Origin of the sequence: Streptomyces sp. NBC_01013, assembly GCF_045162765.1 — a bacterium.
Taxonomy (GTDB): domain Bacteria; phylum Actinomycetota; class Actinomycetes; order Streptomycetales; family Streptomycetaceae; genus Streptomyces.
The window spans coordinates 4,859,966-4,877,804 of the sequence record NZ_CP108687.1; the positions used below are offsets into that span (position 1 = coordinate 4,859,966).

19 protein-coding genes are annotated in these 17,839 nt (G+C 72.1%); 6 read left to right on the forward strand and 13 right to left on the reverse strand.

The features are described 5' to 3' along the window. Positions 1–52: 52 nt before the first annotated feature. Entirely contained in the window at positions 53–1,420 is a 1,368-nt protein-coding gene (locus OG538_RS21140) for an MFS transporter (protein WP_406095841.1), read from the forward strand. Between the two features lie 51 nt (positions 1,421–1,471). On the opposite strand, the gene OG538_RS21145 is transcribed toward OG538_RS21140, so the two are convergent. After that, positions 1,472–2,992 carry a CehA/McbA family metallohydrolase gene (locus tag OG538_RS21145; protein ID WP_406095843.1) on the reverse strand — a complete coding sequence of 507 codons (1,521 nt, stop codon included), beginning with the start codon at positions 2,990–2,992 and terminating at the stop codon, positions 1,472–1,474. Positions 2,993–3,161: 169 nt separating this feature from the next. Continuing rightward, complete coding sequence (locus OG538_RS21150; RefSeq protein ID WP_406095845.1) at positions 3,162–3,515, reverse strand: hypothetical protein; 354 nt, start codon at positions 3,513–3,515, stop codon at positions 3,162–3,164. A 97-nt stretch (positions 3,516–3,612) separates the two neighbouring features. Here OG538_RS21150 and OG538_RS21155 point away from each other — a divergent pair, with 97 nt between their 5' ends. Then, positions 3,613–4,458 (forward strand): LLM class F420-dependent oxidoreductase, encoded by an 846-nt coding sequence (locus OG538_RS21155; RefSeq protein WP_406095847.1) that lies wholly within the window; start codon positions 3,613–3,615, stop codon positions 4,456–4,458. Positions 4,459–4,587: 129 nt separating this feature from the next. Here the strand turns inward: OG538_RS21155 and OG538_RS21160 are convergent, their stop codons facing one another. Together OG538_RS21160 and OG538_RS21165 are read right to left on the reverse strand one after the other, a co-directional pair. Continuing rightward, positions 4,588–6,084: a hypothetical protein gene (locus OG538_RS21160; RefSeq protein ID WP_406095849.1), complete on the reverse strand. Its 1,497-nt coding sequence runs from the start codon at positions 6,082–6,084 to the stop codon at positions 4,588–4,590. A gap of 63 nt (positions 6,085–6,147) precedes the next feature. Further along, positions 6,148–6,495, reverse strand: coding sequence for a winged helix-turn-helix transcriptional regulator (locus tag OG538_RS21165; protein WP_406095851.1), 348 nt, complete (start codon positions 6,493–6,495; stop codon positions 6,148–6,150). Between the two features lie 76 nt (positions 6,496–6,571). On the opposite strand from OG538_RS21165, the gene OG538_RS21170 reads away from it, so the two are divergent. Together OG538_RS21170 and OG538_RS21175 are read left to right on the forward strand one after the other, a co-directional pair. Further along, positions 6,572–7,462 (forward strand): NAD(P)-dependent oxidoreductase, encoded by an 891-nt coding sequence (locus tag OG538_RS21170; protein WP_406095853.1) that lies wholly within the window; start codon positions 6,572–6,574, stop codon positions 7,460–7,462. Between the two features lie 106 nt (positions 7,463–7,568). Next, positions 7,569–8,333 (forward strand): MerR family transcriptional regulator, encoded by a 765-nt coding sequence (locus OG538_RS21175; protein WP_406100238.1) that lies wholly within the window; start codon positions 7,569–7,571, stop codon positions 8,331–8,333. A gap of 7 nt (positions 8,334–8,340) precedes the next feature. Here OG538_RS21175 and OG538_RS21180 read toward each other — a convergent pair whose 3' ends face one another. The 3 genes from OG538_RS21180 to OG538_RS21190 all read right to left on the reverse strand — a co-directional run bounded on the left by OG538_RS21180 (position 8,341) and on the right by OG538_RS21190 (position 10,634). Next, a complete protein-coding gene (locus OG538_RS21180) occupies positions 8,341–9,225 on the reverse strand; it encodes a helix-turn-helix domain-containing protein (protein ID WP_406095855.1) in 885 nt (294 codons plus the stop codon). Positions 9,226–9,525: 300 nt separating this feature from the next. Continuing rightward, positions 9,526–9,771, reverse strand: coding sequence for a DUF397 domain-containing protein (locus tag OG538_RS21185; RefSeq protein WP_406095857.1), 246 nt, complete (start codon positions 9,769–9,771; stop codon positions 9,526–9,528). Further along, positions 9,768–10,634: a Scr1 family TA system antitoxin-like transcriptional regulator gene (locus tag OG538_RS21190; RefSeq protein WP_406095859.1), complete on the reverse strand. Its 867-nt coding sequence runs from the start codon at positions 10,632–10,634 to the stop codon at positions 9,768–9,770. The genes OG538_RS21185 and OG538_RS21190 overlap by 4 nt, the downstream gene beginning before the upstream one ends. Positions 10,635–10,769: 135 nt before the next feature. Between OG538_RS21190 and OG538_RS21195 the strand changes: the two genes are divergently transcribed. Both OG538_RS21195 and OG538_RS21200 read left to right on the forward strand, forming a co-directional pair. Further along, positions 10,770–11,240, forward strand: coding sequence for an ATP-binding protein (locus OG538_RS21195; protein WP_406095861.1), 471 nt, complete (start codon positions 10,770–10,772; stop codon positions 11,238–11,240). 174 nt (positions 11,241–11,414) lie between these two features. Further along, the gene (locus tag OG538_RS21200) at positions 11,415–12,611 is read left to right on the forward strand and encodes a serine/threonine-protein kinase (protein WP_406100240.1); all 1,197 of its coding nucleotides are present in this window, start codon (positions 11,415–11,417) and stop codon (positions 12,609–12,611) included. 16 nt (positions 12,612–12,627) lie between these two features. Here OG538_RS21200 and OG538_RS21205 read toward each other — a convergent pair whose 3' ends face one another. From OG538_RS21205 to OG538_RS21230, 6 genes are all read right to left on the reverse strand, one after another. Beyond that, positions 12,628–13,224, reverse strand: coding sequence for a hypothetical protein (locus tag OG538_RS21205; protein ID WP_406095863.1), 597 nt, complete (start codon positions 13,222–13,224; stop codon positions 12,628–12,630). Between the two features lie 148 nt (positions 13,225–13,372). Further along, positions 13,373–14,197, reverse strand: coding sequence for an HAD family hydrolase (locus tag OG538_RS21210; protein ID WP_406095865.1), 825 nt, complete (start codon positions 14,195–14,197; stop codon positions 13,373–13,375). Further along, on the reverse strand, positions 14,194–15,021 hold the full coding sequence (locus OG538_RS21215; RefSeq protein ID WP_406095867.1) for an inositol monophosphatase family protein: 828 nt from the start codon (positions 15,019–15,021) through the stop codon (positions 14,194–14,196). The genes OG538_RS21210 and OG538_RS21215 overlap by 4 nt, the downstream gene beginning before the upstream one ends. Continuing rightward, positions 15,018–15,827: an HAD family hydrolase gene (locus tag OG538_RS21220; protein ID WP_406095869.1), complete on the reverse strand. Its 810-nt coding sequence runs from the start codon at positions 15,825–15,827 to the stop codon at positions 15,018–15,020. The genes OG538_RS21215 and OG538_RS21220 overlap by 4 nt, the downstream gene beginning before the upstream one ends. Continuing rightward, complete coding sequence (locus tag OG538_RS21225; RefSeq protein ID WP_406095871.1) at positions 15,817–16,620, reverse strand: HAD family hydrolase; 804 nt, start codon at positions 16,618–16,620, stop codon at positions 15,817–15,819. The genes OG538_RS21220 and OG538_RS21225 overlap by 11 nt, the downstream gene beginning before the upstream one ends. After that, positions 16,608–17,837, reverse strand: a complete 1,230-nt coding sequence (locus OG538_RS21230; RefSeq protein ID WP_406095872.1) for an ABC transporter ATP-binding protein — start codon at positions 17,835–17,837, stop codon at positions 16,608–16,610. Before OG538_RS21230 ends, OG538_RS21225 begins: the two co-directional genes overlap by 13 nt. Positions 17,838–17,839: the final 2 nt, after the last annotated feature.

Consider the following 17,839-nt stretch of genomic DNA (forward strand, 5'->3'; position numbering starts at 1 on the left):
GGCTTCCCCGGGTCTGCATGTCTCTTGATGCCGAGATAACCGGGGGTGAGCGGTGCGCCGCACGGCGGGAAGCGGAAGCCTGGGCAAGGCCCAGCGCGACGGCGGTCAGGGGCTGTTGGCCCAGTTGCGGAATCCGCCCGGTGGCCGGGATGCCCGGATCATGCTGCTCGCCCTGGCCGTCGACCGCACCGGGTCCGGCCTGTGGGCCGCCTCCTCGGTCCTCTACCTCACCTTCGTCACCCACCTGAGCCCGCAGCAGATCGGTGTGCTGCTGGGGGCGGCCGGGGTGGCGGGCATCGCCGGTTCACCCCTGGCCGGACGGCTCGCCGGATGCTTCCCGGTCCGCCCGCTGCTGATCGGCTGTCACCTGCTGCGGCTGGTGACCCTGATCCTGGTGCTGACGTGCACCGGATTCGCGGCCCTGCTCCCCGTCATCGCGGCCACCTATCTCGGCGACCGGTCGGCGAAGACGCTGGAGATGCTGTTCGCCACCCGCACGGCCGGCGAACGCCGCGCCGCCTACCAGGCGTTGTCCCGCAGCGCGGCCAACGCCGGCTACGGCGTCGGCGCGGGACTGGCGGCCATCGGGCTGGCTGTGGGCACCGCGGAGGCCTACCGCGCCATGATCCTCGCCAACGCGCTGTCCTTCGTCGTGGCCGCCCTCCTGGTGCGCCGCACCGGCGAGGCGCGCGACCCGGTGACCGGGGAAGCGGCCGGGCGCGAGGTGCCCGGTGCCGCTCCCGCGCCCTCCACCCACGGACCCGGCGAGTCCGCCCCGCCGAAGAGCCCGTGGCGGGACCGCGGCTATCTCCGCTTCGTCCTCCTCGACATCCCGATGAACCTCGACGACTCGGTCCTCGGCGTCGGTCTGCCGCTGTGGCTGGTGAGCAGCACCTCCGCGCCGCACGCCCTCGTGCCGGCCGTCCTGGTCATCAACACCGTGCTCGTCGTGACGCTCCAGCTGACCATCTCCAACAGGGCGGAGGGCCCGCACCGCGTGCTGCGGACGGTCGCCCTCAACGGAGTCCTGATGTTCGCGTGCTGCGCCCTGCTGGCTGCCGCCACCCGCTGCGGGACCTGGACGGCCGCGCTGGTCCTGCTCGCGGCGGCGGTGCTGGTCACCCTGGCGGAGCTGATGCGCTCGGTGAGCTCGTGGGAGCTGGCCGTCCTGCTCGCACCGCCCGACGCGCGGGCCGCCTACCTGGGGGTGGCGGGCATGTCCCAGTCCATCCAGAAGTCCGCCGGTCCGCCGCTGCTGACCGGGGTGGTGATGGCGGCCGGACCGGCGGGCTGGCTAGTGCTCGGTACGGCCGTCGCGGGGCTCGCGTACGTACAACGACGCTGCTGCGCCGCACGGTTGCGCAGCTTTGCGCCACCCGCCCCGGACCGTACGACGACCGCTGTCGCGGAGGCCCGCTGAGGGCTGCGGCAATCCCGTCTGCCCCGCGACGGGGCAGACGGCGCCCAGCCCTCAGCTCTCCAGGAACACCGGATTGGTGAGCGCCGCAAGGGCCCCGGGCAGACCGGGGACCGTGACGGGGTGGCGGACCTCGGCGCGGACGTAGGCGGCGTAGGCGGGCGTCGTCCGCCACTGCACCGTCCCCGTGCCGGAGTCCGGGAGCGTGGCCGTGAACAGGGTGCCCTGGTCGGTGACGAAGTGCGCGGTGCAGCCGGGCGCTCCGGTCACCTCCAGCCGTACGGTGACGGGGGTGTCGTCCCCCGCGACCCGCAGCCGCTCACCGATTCCGGCATGGTGCCCGCGTCCGCCCGAGGCGCCGAAGGCCAGGGTGAGGGCCGACGACTCGGCGATGTAGGAGCGCCCGGTCCTGAGCCCGGCAAGAACCGCGTCGCGCGACAGCTCCTCGGCGAGCACGACGGTCTGCGGGAGCCCGACCTTGTCCGGCTCCCGGTGGGCGTCGCTGCTGCCCATCGCCGGAACCCATGACTGGGACGAACGAACCGCGGCCACCAGCGAGTTGTCCCACTCGGCGAGGGCGATCTCGTCCTCCGGCGTGTATGCCCCGTTCCACACCTCCACGGCGTCCGCCTCGCCGAAGCCGAACTTCCAGTGGCAGCCGATGCAGGTGGCGTGCGGATGGGCGGGCACGACGAGACCACCGGCCCGGCGCACGGCCCTGGCGTAGTGCCCGAAGCGGTTGTCCCGGGCCCGGTAGCGCCAGTCCACCCAGGTGCCCGGATCGGTGCCGAGGGCGAGCACGTGCCCGTTGCGGGTGGTGACCTCCTCGCCCGTGAGGACGAGCAGGTCGTCGCCCCACAGCCCGCCCCAAGCGCCGTGCGCGGAGCTCGTGTTGTGCTCGCTGCTGTTGATGAAGTCGAGCCCGGCCGCACGCGCCGCGGCGGCGATCTCGGCCGGGGTCCTCCTGCCGTCCGAGTGGACGGAGTGCAGATGGCAGTCCCCGCGGTACCAGGCGCGCCCGCGCCCCTTCGCACGCTCCGGCGGGTAGACCGGCTCCGGCGTGGACCCGGCGGGGCCCGGGCGCAGGGTGACCGTCACCTCGTACGGGAGTCCCCCGGGTGCGACGGTGTACGGAGCGAGGGTGATGTGCCAGGTGCCGGCGCGTACCGGCCCCGCGAGATAACCGGGCGTCGCCGTATCGGCCCGGATGAAGAAGCTGCTGCGCGCTCCGCCGGACCACCCCCGGAACCCGGGCCCGCCCAGCTCCGTACCGCGTTCGTCGAAGATCCCGATGTCGAGCGCGTTGCCCTGCGTTCCGGCCGGGACGGACGGCTTCTCGTACGCGTACGACACCGCGATCTCGGCGACTCCCGGCGGTACCTCGACCGCCAGGTAGACGTAGTCGGGCGACCCGGGGGGCAGGACACCGCGCACGGTCCGGGTTCTCGTGGTGCCGTCCGGGGCGTCTGCGGCGTCGGCGAAGCTCACGGTCCCCCACGTCAGGGCGGTGGCGGCCGTCGTGACGAGGAGGCCGCGCCTGGCGATCGGGCGGTGCGCGGGATGCGGTGCGGGCATGCGAGGGCTCCCGGGGCGTCGTGGACCTGTACGGGTTCGTCCGTCCCCGACACCGTGCCGGGGACCCGTGAACGCCGCCTGAACGCCGGTGATCCGACGGGACGGGAGCCGGGAAGCGGGGTGAATCCGTGTCCCACGCCACCCGGCCGGGCGGCGTCGGACGCAGGCTTCAGGAGTTGCGCCGCGAACGCGAGACGAGCACGAACGCGATGATGCCGACTACGATCACGGCGAGCACGATCCCCACGATCACCCCGCCGCCGAACCCGCCGGAGCCGTGCTTCCGCCGCTTCTTGCTCTTGCTTTTGCTCTTGCTCCAGTACGTGTGCGCGGCCTCGCGCACACCGGTGTGGACGGACGCGGCCGCGCTCACGTGCCCCGCGCCCTGGACCGAGGACGCGGTGCGGGAGACGGCGGCCACGGAAGCCGGTGTGACGGCCGACGCCGCGGCGGGTACGCCGCCGACGAGCACGCCCGTCAGGAACAGAGCGGTGAGAACGGTGCGGGTGCGCGAACGGACCATGGTGAAAGACCTCCCCCGAAGTCGCCGAAGCCTCGGCTTTGCGCACCGTACGGCATACGTTTGAGCCGCCACCAGACAACGACGGAGGTGTCCTCGTATGCGGATCGCCACAACGATCTTCCTCACCGACGAAACGATCACACCGGTGCGGCTCGCCCACCAGCTTGAGCAGCGGGGATTCTCCGGGCTCTATCTTCCGGAGCACACGCACATCCCGGTGAGCAGGGAAACTCTTTACCCGGCGGGCGGCGACCTGCCGCCCGAGTACGGCCGCACCCTGGACCCGTTCGTCGCCCTCGCGCAGGCTGCCGCGGTGACCGAACGGCTGGCGCTCGGCACCGGGATCACGCTGATCGCCCAGCACGACCCGATCGATCTGGCCAAACAGATCGCCACCCTCGACCACCTCTCCGGCGGCCGGTTCACGCTGGGTCTAGGCTTCGGCTGGAACGTGGAGGAAGCCGCGGACCACGGCGTGCACTGGTCGACGCGCCGGGAGCTCGGCCGGGACCGGATGGCGCTGATGCGGGCCCTGTGGTCGGAGGAACCCACGGCGTACGAAGGCGAGTTCGGCTCGGTGCGGGCGAGCCACGCCTACCCGAAGCCGTTCCAGCAGCCCCGCGGTCCGGTGGTCGGACCGCGCACCCTGCTCGGCGGCGCGGCGGGCCCGAAGCTGTTCGCGCACATCGTGGAGTACGCGGACGGCTGGCTCCCGATCGGCGGCCGGGGCCTGACGGAGTCGGTGCCCAAGCTCCGAGCGGCCTGGGAGGCCGCGGGGCGCGACCCGAAGGACCTCCAGGTCGTCCCGTACGCGGTCCTGCCGAGCCCCGGCAAGCTGGCGCACTACGCGGACCTGGGCATCGAGGAGGTCGTCCTCCAACTGCCGTCCGCCGCCGAACCGGAGGTCCTGCGGGCGCTGGATGCGTACGCGGAGTACCTCTGAGGGCCGTCCCGCCCTGTGAAGGTGACCGCCCGCCGCACCGGACACACGAGCGGAACGGCCGTCAGCAAGGCGACGAAGGCCGTCGCGCGCTGACGCGGTGCTGCCCTGGACCGCGTCGCCGGACCCTCCTCACGGCGTCCGGCCGGCCCCGGCGATCAGCTCGTACATCGTTGCCACCGGCAGCCCCGGATTGGCCGCGGCCCGGAACGAGAGTTCCTCGTCGTCGAGGAGCGCCGCGATGCGGTCCTGGGGCAGTCGGGGGTGGCGTGCCGCGTCCGCGCGGACCTGCGCGTCGGGGTCGTGGGTGAGCCGGTCGGCGGTGTCGGGCGGCGTAGCGGCATCGAGAAGGGCCAGTCGCCGGACCGCGGGGTCCTCGTCGTCCGCGAACCGGGCGAGCCCGTCGCGGGGGAAGTTGCCGTGGCCGGTCAGGTGCCACCGGTCGCGGCCGGTGTACTCCAGGAAGCTGCGGAGCAGCAGCGCGGCCGGGGCGTCGGGATGGTTCTGGGCGAGCAGGACCCGCACACCGAGGTCGGAGTCCTCCGCCAGGAGTGCGACGAGATCGGCGGGGAGGTTCGGCAGACGAGCGGCCCGCCGCCGCAGGAGCGGGTGGGCGGACAGCGCGAGGTCGCGGGTCTCCTCCGGGTCCGGCAGCGACTCCGGGTCGTACACCGGACTGTGGCAGTACCACTCGTCCTGGTCCACCTCGTAGTCGATCGCGGCCCGTTCCGCCTCGCTCAGCGCCGGGTGCACCGAGAGGACGAGACGCACCTGCGGGTCGGGGTCCACCGCGAGCGCACGGCGCTCGGCCGGCCCCAGGCCGGGCCGTCGGGCGACGCGGGTACGCACCTCTGGGTCGGGGTGGGCGGCCAGCAGGGCCACGGTCTCCGGCGGTGTGCTGTCGTTGGCGGCGATCAGCCAAGCGTCCTGCGACATTGCCTCCGTCACGACATCCGGGGCGAGTGCTCCGTACAGCAACAGATGGGTACGCGGGTGGCAGTGGTGCGCGGGAAGGTCCGCCCGTACCGCGTCCGGGTCGCGGAGCCGTGCGTACGAGCGTCTGCTCGCGTCGGCCGCCTCGCGTGCCCCCGGGTCCGGGTCGGCCAGCAGGGCGTCCCGCACGTCGGGTGTCAGGGAAGTCCAGGAGAGGCGGCCGATCCCCATGCGGCGGACCTTCGGCGACGGATGAGTGGCCATCGCACGCTGAAGACCGGGCGAGATCAGTCGGTTGAGCTCCCAGAGGAAGTCGTCCTCGTACGTCTCGATGATCCGCACGATGGTCCGGTCCGGCAGCGGCCGGGGCATGCACACGTCGTCGGCCCGGGGCTCCCGGGACAGGTGCCCCCGCACGCGGTACTCCGGATCGTCGACCAGCCGTGCCCGCTGCTCCGGGTCGGCGTACGGGTTCCGGGCGAAGAAGCCGCGCGTGTTCCTGTCCGGATGGGCCACGACCGCATCCACCACGGGACCGGGAAGGACCCGGTCACGCGCCAGCACCATCCGCACGGCGTCCGGCCCGTCCGCGAGCAGCCGCAGCAGGACGTCGACGGGAGCGGCCGGGTTGAGGGCCACACCGGCCAGTCGCCGCTCGGCCGGACCGGCGGATTCCCACGTCTGTTCAGGGGGCACGTCGGGATGATCTCACGCTCCTCCCTGCCACGGCCGGGGCAGTCGGAGCCCACGCGCGGGCGGTCAGGGCGCGTCCTGGTGGGCGCCCCGCTCGGAGAGGAGGTGTTCCCTGCCCCAGGCACCGAGAGGGCCCAGGGCCTCGTTGAGGGAGACGCCCAGGGGGGTGAGGGCGTAGGTGACGCGGCGTACCGCCCCTTCCAGTGCCTCTTCGCGGGAGACGATGCGGTCGGCCTCCAACTCCCGCAGGTGCGAGGCGAGAACCTTCTCCGTGATGCCGGGGATACCGCGTCTCAGCTCGCCGAACCGGCCGGGCCCTGCCTCCAGTGCCCACAGGATGAGCACCTTCCACTTGCCACCGACCACGGAGATCGCCGCGTCGATACCGCACACGTAACCGCCCCGCCTGGTCATCCACTCACTTTAGGGTAACCACCCACTAAATAGTGCGTACTTGATCACGTATCGGACGTGAACAAGCCTGATGGGCATGGATTCCCACAGCACTCCCAAGACCCCCGTCACACTCCTCGGCCTCGGCGACATGGGCACCGCGCTCGCCCGCGCCTGGCTGGCCGCGGGACACCCGCTGACCGTTTGGAACCGCACCCCGGAAAAGGCGCGACCGCTGGTGGGAGAGGGCGCCCGCGCGGCGGCGACCCCGAGCGAGGCGGTGGCTTCGGCGGCCGGTCCCGTCGTTGTATGCCTGCTGGACGACGCCTCCGTGGGCGAGACCCTGAGCGGTACGGAACTGCACGGCAGGGACGTGGTCAACCTGACCACGAACACGCCCGACCAGGCCGAGCGGCGTGCCCGCTGGGCCAGGGAGCGGGGGGCCCGTTTCCTGGACGGCGGGATCATGGCCATCCCACCGATGATCGGCCGGCCGGACACCGGCGGTTACGTCTTCTACAGCGGCGACCACGAACTGTTCGAACGCCACCGCGAGGCGCTGACGGTTCCCGCAGGCGTGAAGTTCGTGGGCGAGGAGCCCGGGCACGCGGCGCTGTACGACGTCGCCCTGCTCAGCGCGATGACCGGCATGTTCGCAGGTATCACCCACGCCTTCGCCTTGATGGGCCCGGAGAAGGACATCGACCGGGCTCGGTTCGCCACGCTGCTCACGGAATGGCTCGGCGGCATGGCCGGAGCCGCCCACGGCATCGCCGCCCAGTTGGAGAGCGGCGACTACACCGAGGGCGTCGGCTCCAACCTCGCCATGATGGCGGCGGCCAACGAAACACTTCTCGCCACGGCGCAGGGCCGGTCCGTGGATCCCCGGCTCCTCACCCCCTTCATGGAGCTGATGCGCCACCGGGTCGACCAGGGTCACGGCGACGAGGGCCTGGCGGGCACCATCGGCCTGCTCCGAGCTGAGTGACGCCCCCCCGCACGCCCGCCGCGTCCGGCTTGCGCCTTCCGCTGCGTCAACTCCTACGGTCGTCCGTGTGGCCGGAGAAACCGGCCCGGTGAAGGGAGCCGCTGCCATGGCCTGGTCGATCGCGGAGGTGGCGCGGATGTCCGGCGTGACGTCCCGGACGTTGCGGCACTACGACGAGATCGGCCTGCTGCCGCCGGCGGGATTCGGGAGCAACGGGCACCGCTCCTACGACGAGGCCGGACTGCTGCGCCTGCAGCGGATTCTGCTGATGCGGGAGCTGGGCCTGGGGCTGCGTGAGATCCGGCGCGTACTGGACGAGCGCACGGACCCCGTGAGCGCGCTGCGTGAGCACCGCACGCGGCTGCGCGAGGAGCGGGACCGGCTGGACACGCTCGTCCGCACGGTCGAGCGGACCATCACCGAACTGGAGGAAGGAAAGGACGCCAACCACATGATGAAGATCAACAGGCCGGAGAACCTGTTCGAGGGTCTCCAGCACACCGCCGAGGAGGACGCCGAGGTACGAGAGCGCTGGCCGGAGGCGTGGGAGGAGGCCCGCCGGTCCAGGGAGGCGATGACCGACGCCGACCAGGAGGCCTGGCAGCGCGAGGCCACCGCGCAGATGGTCCGCCTCGCGGAGCTCATGGTGGCGGGCACACCGGCCGACGACCCCGCGGTGCAGTCGGAGATGGAAGCGCACTACCAGGGTGTCTGCCGGTTCTGGACACCGAATGCGGAGGCCTACCGCGGCCTGGGACGGACCTACGTCGACGACCCGCGGATGCGGGAGAACTTCGACCGGATCGCCGTCGGCCTGGCCGCGTACCAGCGTGACGCGATGGTGGTCTACGCCGAAGCCCGTCTGGGCTGACCGCGGACTACGTCGCCCCCTCGCACTCCTCGCAACGGCCCGGCTCGGGAGCCCTGAACCCGCGATCGCAGGCGTCGCAGTTCTGCATCGGTACGGGCCGGTAGGTGGCGGGCAGGGAGCGCCCCGACGGCAGGAGCACGGTGAGCCGGTGCCTCAGCAACTGCGCCGGGAAGCGTACGGGCCGGGGCAGGTCCTCGGTCAGGGCCTTGCGTACGGCGGCGGGTGAGGCGTCCCGCTCGAACCAGGCGGCGACGCCGGGAGCGAGGAAGTCGATCTGCGGCTCGGTCAGGGTGAGTTCGGCGTCCTGGCGCTGAAGCCCGACGAGGAGGAGCGCGGCGGCCTGGAGGAGCTGCGGCCGGGGATGGAGCGGCTCGGGGAGCGGCGGACGCGGGGGCTTCTTGGCGGTGGGGGCCGGGACGCGGGGGAGCGGGGCCGGGTCCGCGGGAGGCGCCGGGGGTGGGGGCGGAACGGGGGCGGGCTTCGGCACGGGTGCCGGTGCCGGGCGGTGATGGCGCGGACTGGCGGTGTGCGCCTTGCCGGAGGTGGCGGGGTCCGGGTGGTTGTACGACACGGTCCGCGTGTACACCTTGCCCTCCGGCGAGCGCTCGCGGGTGCGCTTCAGATAGCCGTGCTGCTCCAGCTCCCGCAGAGCCCCGGCGATGCGGTGTTCACTGTCGGCGGGCAGGCGAGCGGCGAGGGCTTTGATGCCGATCCTGGCCCCGGGCGGCAGTGACTGGATGTGCAGGGCGAGTCCCCGGGCGGCGAGCGAGAGTTCGCGGTGCTGGCTGAGGTGGTTGCCCACGACGGTGAAGCGTTCGGTGTGGCGGACGTTGACATGCTCGACGCCGGAGGGCGGGGCATAGGGGGCCGCGATATCCTGCGAGGTAGCCATCAGGAAGGTTCTTCTTCCGTGTTGGTCAGGCCCCCGTTCGGGATTCCTGTCCCGGCGGGGGCCATCAGCTGTCTGAAGTTTGGTGCGGCGAGCATATGCCAGGCAACCAGGTCGAAATCCAGCTCCGTTGGCGAACCTCACCCGTGCGGGTGACGAGGGCGCCGGGTGGGGTGGGTGGGTATTGAGTTCTCTTCCAAGAGGCTTTAAAAGCCTTTACGTCGTGGGCCACCGGAACGCGGGAATCCGCGACGTGGCGGACCGGGTCGCGGATTCCCGCGACCCGGTGGTGTGCGATCCGGGTCAGCCCCGGCAGGCGTACGCGACGAAGGCGGCCCAAGCGGCGGGGGCCACGTCGACGTGGGGCGCCTGGAGGTTCTTGGAGTCGCGGATGTGGATGGTGGCGGGGGAGGTTGCTACCTCGATGCAGTTGCCGCCTTCGCCCGTGCTGTAGCTGGACTTGCGCCAGACGTAGGCGGTCTCGATGCAGGCTCCGTCCTCGCCGCCGCTGTAGCTGCCCTTGAACCAGTGCAGTTGCTCGGTATTCATCGCTCTCCCAGCATCTTCTCGATGAACGACAGGGACTCCCTCGGGGTGAGAGCCTGCGCTCGGATGATTCCATAGCGCTCGCTGAAGACTCGGACCGCTTCCGGCTCCGTGACCAGCCTCGGATTGCCATACAGCTCGGTGTAGGCGGCCTGCGACCGGCCTTTAGGGGTGATGAGGGTGAACGTGCCGTCGATCGCGGGGTGTTCATCGCGGTCGGTAGGCATCACCTGAATCTCGACGGTGCGCAGGCGTCCCACCCGCAGGAGCTGCCGCATCTGATCTGCGTGGACAGCCCTTCCTCCGATAGGACGGCGTAGGGCAGTCTCCTCCAGTACATAGCTGAAGGTCGGTGGGGGCCAGCGTTCGAAGATCTGCTGCCGAGCCAACCGATCAGTGACGCGCTTCTCGATGGTCTCCTCGTTCAGCAGTGGCCGTCTCTGCGTGAAGACTGCCCGCGCGTAGGCCTCCGTCTGAAGCAGGCCAGGAACAACAGGCGCGCTGTACTCATGCAGCGCGACCGCCTCCGCCTCCACCCGTGCGTAGTCCCGGAACCAGTCCGGATGCCGAGTCCGCGACCGAGCCAACGCCTCCCGCGCCTCTTCGACGGCCGCCGCCAGCACCCCGCCCGCGCCGAGCACGTGGTCCACACGCTCAAGGAAGTCCGGCTGAGGCGTCCGCACACCCCGCTCGACCGCCGACACCAGGTCCTCCCCGCAGTGCGCGGCCAGCCCCAGGTCTCTCTGGCTCATGCCCGCGCGCTCGCGCAGGACCTTGATCTGTTTGCCCAGCGCCCTGAACAGGTGCGCCGTGCCGTCCGACTCGGCCGGCCTCTCCGGCCGTTCCTCGCGTCCCGCGTTCGCCATCTTCCCCGTACCGCCTCTGTCCGTCCGGTCGCGGCCCGACAAGCCCGTACAGCCGGCAGGGAGCTCCCGTACAGCTTCACGGCGTCGTGGTGTCACTCCTGGTCAGCGTACGATCACGCGGCCACGCTGAGTCACATGGAAACCGAAATCACCCTTGTGGGCGCCGAGTTCGTCCAACGTTTCACCGCCACGCGTCGTGGCGCCCGGCTCGCGCGCAGGCTCGCGGTGCATCAGCTGGACGAGTGGGGAGTTCCGTACGGGAGCGAGCTGTCCGACGACGTGGCGGTGATCGTGGCCGAGCTGGCGGCGAACGCGGTGGTGCACGGGTACGTACCGGGGCGGGACTTCGAGCTGCGGCTGACGGCGGGCGCGCACGTGCTGCGGATCGAGGTGTCGGACGCGCGAGAGGAGCGGCGGCCGGTGCTGCGCGCTCCGGAGGCCGGCGCGGTAGCGGGCCACGGCCTGCGCTTGGTGGAGGCGCTGTCGGAGAAGTGGGGCGTGGCCGAGCGCGGGGTCGGGAAGACGGTGTGGGCGGAGTGCGGGACGGGCGGCTCCGCGCCGTGGCCGGACCGTCGGGGGAGCTCCGGTCAACCGGTCAGCCCGTAAATGCCGCGACGGCCGTTGCGGAAAGGTGCCCAACCGAAGAGGTGAGCCCGGGGACGTGGCGGTACCCCGAGCCACTCCGCCCGAGGCCGCGGGTTCGGGTCTGGGTCCCGTACCTCCGCCCCCCCCGCGCCTGCGTCATACTGGGCCGCCGGAACACAGGGGGGCGTGCGGCGCATGGGGTACGGGGCGGACGGTGCGGGGCTGCCGGAACACATCGGCGGATACGCCGTCGAACGGGAGCTGGGTGCGGGCGGGATGGGCGTCGTCTATCTGGCGCGTTCCCGCGGCGGCCGTGCGGTGGCCGTGAAGGTGGCGCGCTCGGAGCTCGCGACCGACCCGCACTTCCGGGAGCGGTTCCGTGCCGAGGTCGAGGCCGCGCGCAGTGTGGGCGGCTTCCACACGGCGCCGGTGGTGGACGCGGACCCGGCAGCGGCGGCGCCCTGGCTGGCCACGGCGTACATCCCCGGGCCCACGCTCGCCGCGCTGGTCAAGAACGAGGGCCCGATGGACGAGGCGCGGCTACGGCAGCTGGGCGCGGCGCTCGCCGAGGCGCTGGCGGCGATCCACGGCTGCGGGCTGGTGCACCGGGATCTGAAGCCCGGAAACATCATCATGGCTTCGGACGGACCGAGGGTCCTGGACTTCGGCATCGCGCGGGCGCTGGAGTCGACCCGGCTCACGGCCACCGGTACGGCCTTCGGGACACCGGGGTTCCTGGCACCGGAGCAGGCGCAGGGGCAGGAAGTCAGCGGCTCTGCCGATGTGTTCGCGCTCGGCGCCGTGCTCGTCGCGGCGGCGGGCGGCAGCGCGTTCGGAGAGGGCACGCCTATGGGGCTGATGTACCGGTCGGTGCACGAGGCTCCGGATCTGGCGGTGGTACCGGACGGCCTGAGGCCGATCGTGGCGTCATGCCTGGCCAAGGAACCTGCCGCACGCCCGACGCCCGAGGGCCTGCTGGACCTCTTCGCACCGGGCAGCGTGACGCACCCCGCGACCCTCGCGGTACCGCCGCTGCCCTCCTACGCACCCGCCGGTGGCGTCCCGTTCCACGAGGCTCCGACCGCGTTCGCGTCCCCGGGCCACGCACCCTCCGGCACGGACACCGGCCTCGCCTTCGCGGCGGTTGCCCCGGACAGCTTCCTCCTGGTCGACGAGGCGGGGGTCGAGCTCGGTACACCGACCGGTGAACTGCGGTTCAGCTGGGCGGAGATCGGGACGGTGGAGTACGCCGCCGCGGGCCCGAAACACCTCGGAGTCACGGTCCGCCTCCGCGACGGCGCCGCCTGGCCGTGCGTGATCGCCGCGCGCAGGCGGTCCCGACTCCGGGAGTGGCTGGAGGACCTGCCGCTGATTCTCGAGTACTACGGGTAGCGAGGTCTCTCCGTACTCAGCGAAGACCGCGCTTCTGGCGTTCGGCTTCGACCAGCTCCTCCATGAGCTTCTCCGGGTCCACCCGGTACTCCGGTTCATCAAGGGCGTCGTAGTCCTGGGTGCTCAACGGTAGCCCGAGCCGAGCGAGTTCGGCGGCCAGGTGTGTGAACGCGACCCGCTCCTCGGGCTCATCCCGGTAGCTTGCCCGCTCGGCGGCGGCTCCCTCGGTCAGAGCGACACCGACCAGGCTCCAGAAGCTGAACTCGGTGTCCAGCTCGATGAGACGCCAGGCACGGTCCGCCGGTTCGTCGGGGTGCAGCCAGTAGCCCATCCACCCCTTTCCGCCCTTCGCCACGAGCTTGACGTACGTGGCCATCTCCGCGGCAGCGGCGTTGACGGCCTGCATCTCCGGGTCCGCGCGTTCCTTCTCGCTCAGATAGCTTGTGTCCAGCAGCGGGTGTACCTCTCCCGCCTCGAAGAAGTCGAGGTCGAGGAGACGGGTGAAGTCGGTGCGGCCTTCCCACTGCGCCACCAGCAGCACCCGCAGATCGTCCGGTACGGGGCGGCCGTCCAGCCGCTCGCGGGAGAACTCCGCGAGCCGTTCGTCGTGCATACGCCCTCTCCAGAGGTGGGCCTGACATCCTCACGTCAACGTAACAGCGGCGTCTGACAAGCGAGCGGCGCAGGGGGCGGACACGGCCAGGGCGACGGCGGTCCGGACGCGCTTCGTCACCCTCCGCAGCGGGAGCCGGGGATCCTCCTCACGGCGGCGGTCCGTCCAGGATGCGGCCCACCAGGTCGGCCACCGCCCCCTCGGAGCAGGGTGCGACCACGATGTCCGCGGCCTTCAGGACCTGGGGGTGGCCGTCGCCGACCGCCGCGCCGAGCCCCGCGAGGCGGATCATGCCGGTGTCGTTGGGGTTGTCCCCGATGGCGGCGATCCGGGTGACGTCCATGCCGTACCGCGCGGCCATCTCCCGCAGCGCGGCCTCCTTTCCGGCGCCGGGAGGCAGCACTTCCAGGTACGTGTCCTCCGACTGGACGAGCAGGGCGTCCGGGCAGTGGCGGGTCACCAGGTCGGCGAGCGGCGCCGGGCTCCGGCCGTCGGAGATCAGCATCACCTTGGTGGGCGGGCGGTCCGGCGGGTCGGGGAGCAGCGCGATGCGGTCGCGGCGGGCGTAGTCCGTCAGGGCGGGGGCGGGGCGCAGGATGTGGGCGTCGCCCCCGCTGAAGGCGACCGCGCCCACGCCGTCGGGGAGGGCGGGCAGCACCAGGTCCCGCAGTGGGGGCCAGACCGGGCCCAGGTCCAGGTCCAGGAGGTGGGCGCCGGTCCCGGGGTCGGTGATGCGGGCCCCGTTGTAGAGGATCATCGGGGTGTCCAGGCCGAGTTCCCGGTGGTACGGGGTGGCGGACTCCTCGTTGCGGCCGGTGGCGATGAAGACCGTGCCGCCGAGGTCCCGGTAGCGGCGCAGTGCCTCGACGCTGCGGGGGACGAGGCCGAGGTCCCGGTCGACGAGGGTGCCGTCGAGGTCGGTGACGATCCACGCGTGGCTCAGCCCGGTCTCGGGGAAGGCGGCGGCGCTCATCGGCCTTTCCCCGCCGCCCGGTTGGTGTACCAGGTGGTGAACTCCCGCAGCGCGGTGGGCTTCAGGTCGCGGGTGTGCGCCGCGTAGCACGGCTGGTCCCAGCCGGGCTCGCCGCCGAACGGGGTGTAGGTGCCGCCGGCCTGCTCGACGAGCATGTGGGCCGCGCAGATGTCCCACGCGTTGACGGTCGTGCCGAGGGCGGCGTCGCTCCAGCCCGCGGCCACATGGGCGAGGGTGAGCGCGGCGCTGCCCGTGCGGCGCACGGTGCCGTAGCGGGAGACGAGGCCGGCGAACCGCACCGGGGACTCGGGGTCGCCCGAGGCGAGCTCCCTGCTGTTGGGGAAGCCGGTGATGAGGAGGGCGCGGGCCTCGTCCGTCGTACCGGCCGATATCAGGGGGGCGTCGCCGAGGCGGGCGCCGGAGAGGTCGGCGGAGAAGACGTGGCCCGCGATCGGGTCGACCACGGCGGCGGCCACCGGACGGCCGTCGATGACGGCGCCGATCGCGGTGCAGAAGAAGGCCAGACCATGGGCGAAGTTCGCGGTGCCGTCGATCGGGTCGACGTACCAGGAGATCCGGCCGCTGCCGTCCTGGCGTCCGCCCTCCTCGCCGATGACCGTGCTGTCCGGCACCTTGCCGAGGAGGGCGTGCCGGATGCGTTCCTCGGCCCGCCGGTCGTGTTCGGTCACGGGGTCGTGCTCGTCGCGCTTGAACTCCACGTCCATCCGGCCGCGGAACGCCGCCCGCAGGTCGGGTGCGACCGCGAGCGCGGCCTCGACCGCCACGGTGCGCAGGTGGGCGGAGAGTTCCTCGGTCTCGTTCATGCGTGTTCCCCTCGGTCGTCCGTGTCGGGCCCGGTCAGTGCGGAACGGAGCAGGGCCAGCAGGCCGTTGCCGCCGTGGACGACGGTGTCGGGCTGCGGTTGTGCGGCGGGGTCGAGGCGGTCCGCCGGGCGCATCAGGACCGTGCGGCCGACCCCTGCCCGGACCCCGCACACCACATCGCGGTCGTAGTTGTCGCCCACGTACCAGCAGTCCGCCGGCTCCGTGCCGAGGGCCCGGGCGGCCAGCAGGATCAGCTGCGGGCCGGGCTTGCGGTGCCCGGTCTCGTCCGAGTAGACCTGCACGCCGAGGTAGGGCGTGAGGCCGCCGGCCGCCGCCATCTCGCGGTTGAGCGCGCCGACCAGGGTGTTGCTGACGATGCCGGTGCGGATGCCGTGCTCCTTGCAGAGCCGCAGCACCTGGACCATGGCGGGGTCGTGGGTCTTGTCGCTCTCGGCGAGGACCAGGGCGCGGCACAGCCCGGTCGCCTCGGCGCTCACGGCCGCGCGGGCCGGTTCGGGCCAGTCGGCCGCGATGAACTCCGCCCACAGCTCCCGGTGGGTGACCTCGCGCGGGGCGGTGGAGCGGACGCCGCCGTTCTTCCAGTGGCCGTACGCGGCCCGGCCGGCGCGGATGTCGTGGAGCACCCGGTCCCGGTCGAGGCCGGTCAGTCCGCCGGCGAGGGCGAGCACGTGGTCGGCGAACGCGGGCAGACGCTCCGGGCGTTTGACCGACCGGGCCAGGACGCCGCCGTGGTCCAGGAGCAGGGCGCGGGGCGGACAGTCCGGCGTCCGGGGGCTACGCGGCATGGTCCGCTCCCGTGCCCGGCTCCGCGAGCGTGGCGATCAGCAGGTCGCGGAGCCCGTACGGGTCGGCGACCACGGCGTCCGGCTCGACCCGGACCACGTACGGGCGCTCGTACGTCCCGCGGGCCTCCATCAGCACGCTCGCGCCGACCCCGGCCCGGCGCCCGCACAGCACGTCGCGGTCGAAGTTGTCGCCGACGTACCAGGTCCGCGCCGCGGGGACGTCGAGGGCCCGGGCCGCGAGGTGGATCATCTCGGGGTTGGGCTTACGGACGCCCGCCTCGTCGCTGTAGACCTGCAGGGCCAGTCGCTTGTCCAGGCCGGTGCTGCGCAGGTAGTCGCGGTGCACGGAGCCGCTCAGGGCGTTGGAGACGATCGCTACCGGAAGGCCGAACCGGTCGGCCGCGTCGAGCAGTTCGACCATGCCGGCGCGTGTCTCGCGGTCCTGCCGCAGCTCACCCTGCCGGTGGCACAGCACCAGGGCGTGGGCGGTGACGAAGGCGCGGGCGGCCGGGGGCCAGTCGGCGGCGACGAACTCCGTCCAGTAGCGGTGGGCGGTCATCTCGACGGGCGCGGCCGGCCGGGACATGGCGTTCTTCCAGTGCGAGTCGGCGACGGCCGCCGCCTCGAGGTCGCTGACGATGTCGTCGTGCGTCAGCGCGTGGCAGCCGGCGGCCACGAGGTCGTGGTGCAGTTCGGCTGCCAGCTCCTCGGTCCAGGAGGGGCGGTTGGTGGTGGCGACGACGACTCCACCGAAGTCGAGAAGCAGAGCTGCGGGGCGGATCAGCTGGTCCACGGTGCGGTGTTCTCCTTGCTGGGCCGTGCGGCGGAGGGCTCGGGGGCGGTGGGCGGCTCGGAAACGGCAAAGGGCCTGGCAGCGGCTGCGGTCCTGGCGGTGGCGGAAGGCTCCGGGAGCCTGGCCTGGGCGCCGTCGAACAGGTGCAGGTCGCTCAGGTCGACCGAGCAGCGGACGGTGTCTCCGGGGGCGGCGGTCACCGCCTGGAAGGACACCAGGTACAGCTCGGTGTCCGCCGCGTCCAGCGACACCGTGGTGCTGGAGCCGGTCGGCAGCACGGTGGTGACGGTGGCGTCGAACTCCAGGACGCCGTCCGGATCCGGGCCGGTGGACCGGGGGAGCGTGGAGATCCGGATCGCCTCCGGGCGGACGCCGACCGTGCGCAACCGCCCGTTCAGCTCCGGGCGTTCGGCGACGATGCGGTCGTGTACGGCGCCACGGAACGGGCCGTCGTCGTCGGTCCCGGCGTCGAACAGGTTCATCGGGGGGCTGCCGACGAACTGGGCCACGAACGTGTTGGCCGGGCGGTGGTAGACCTCCAGCGGCGGGGCGAGCTGCTGCACCTCTCCCTTGTTCATCACGACGACGTGGGTGGCCATCGTCATGGCCTCCAGCTGGTCGTGGGTGACGAAGACGATGGTGTGGCCCGTCTCGTCGTGGAGCCGCTTCAGCTCGGCCCGCATCTCCAACCGCAGCTGGGCGTCCAGGTTGGACAACGGCTCGTCCAGGAGCAGCACTTCGGGGTTGATGACGAGCATGCGGGCCAGTGAGACGCGCTGTTGCTGACCGCCGGAGAGCTGTGCGGGATAACGGTCGGCGGCCCAGTCGATCTGCATCATCTTCAGGGCCTTCATGGTGCGTTCGGCCCGCTCGGCGGCGCGGACCTTGCGGACCCGCAGGCCGAACTCGACGTTCTTGGCCACCGTCAGGTGCGGCCACAGGGCGTAGTTCTGGAAGACCAGGCCCATCCCGCGCTCCTCGGGAGGCACGAACACGCCCTGCTCCACGCTGTCCCTGAGCCGCCCGCCGACCTCGATGGATCCCGAGTCGAGGTGCTCCAGGCCGGCGATCATGCGGAGCGTGGTGGTCTTTCCGCAGCCGGAGGGGCCGAGCAGGCAGGTGAAGGACCCGTCGGGTATCTCCAGGTCGAGATTGTCGATGGCGGGGGGATTGGAGCCGTAGCTCTTCCGCACCGCGGTGAGCGCAATGGTGGGCATGG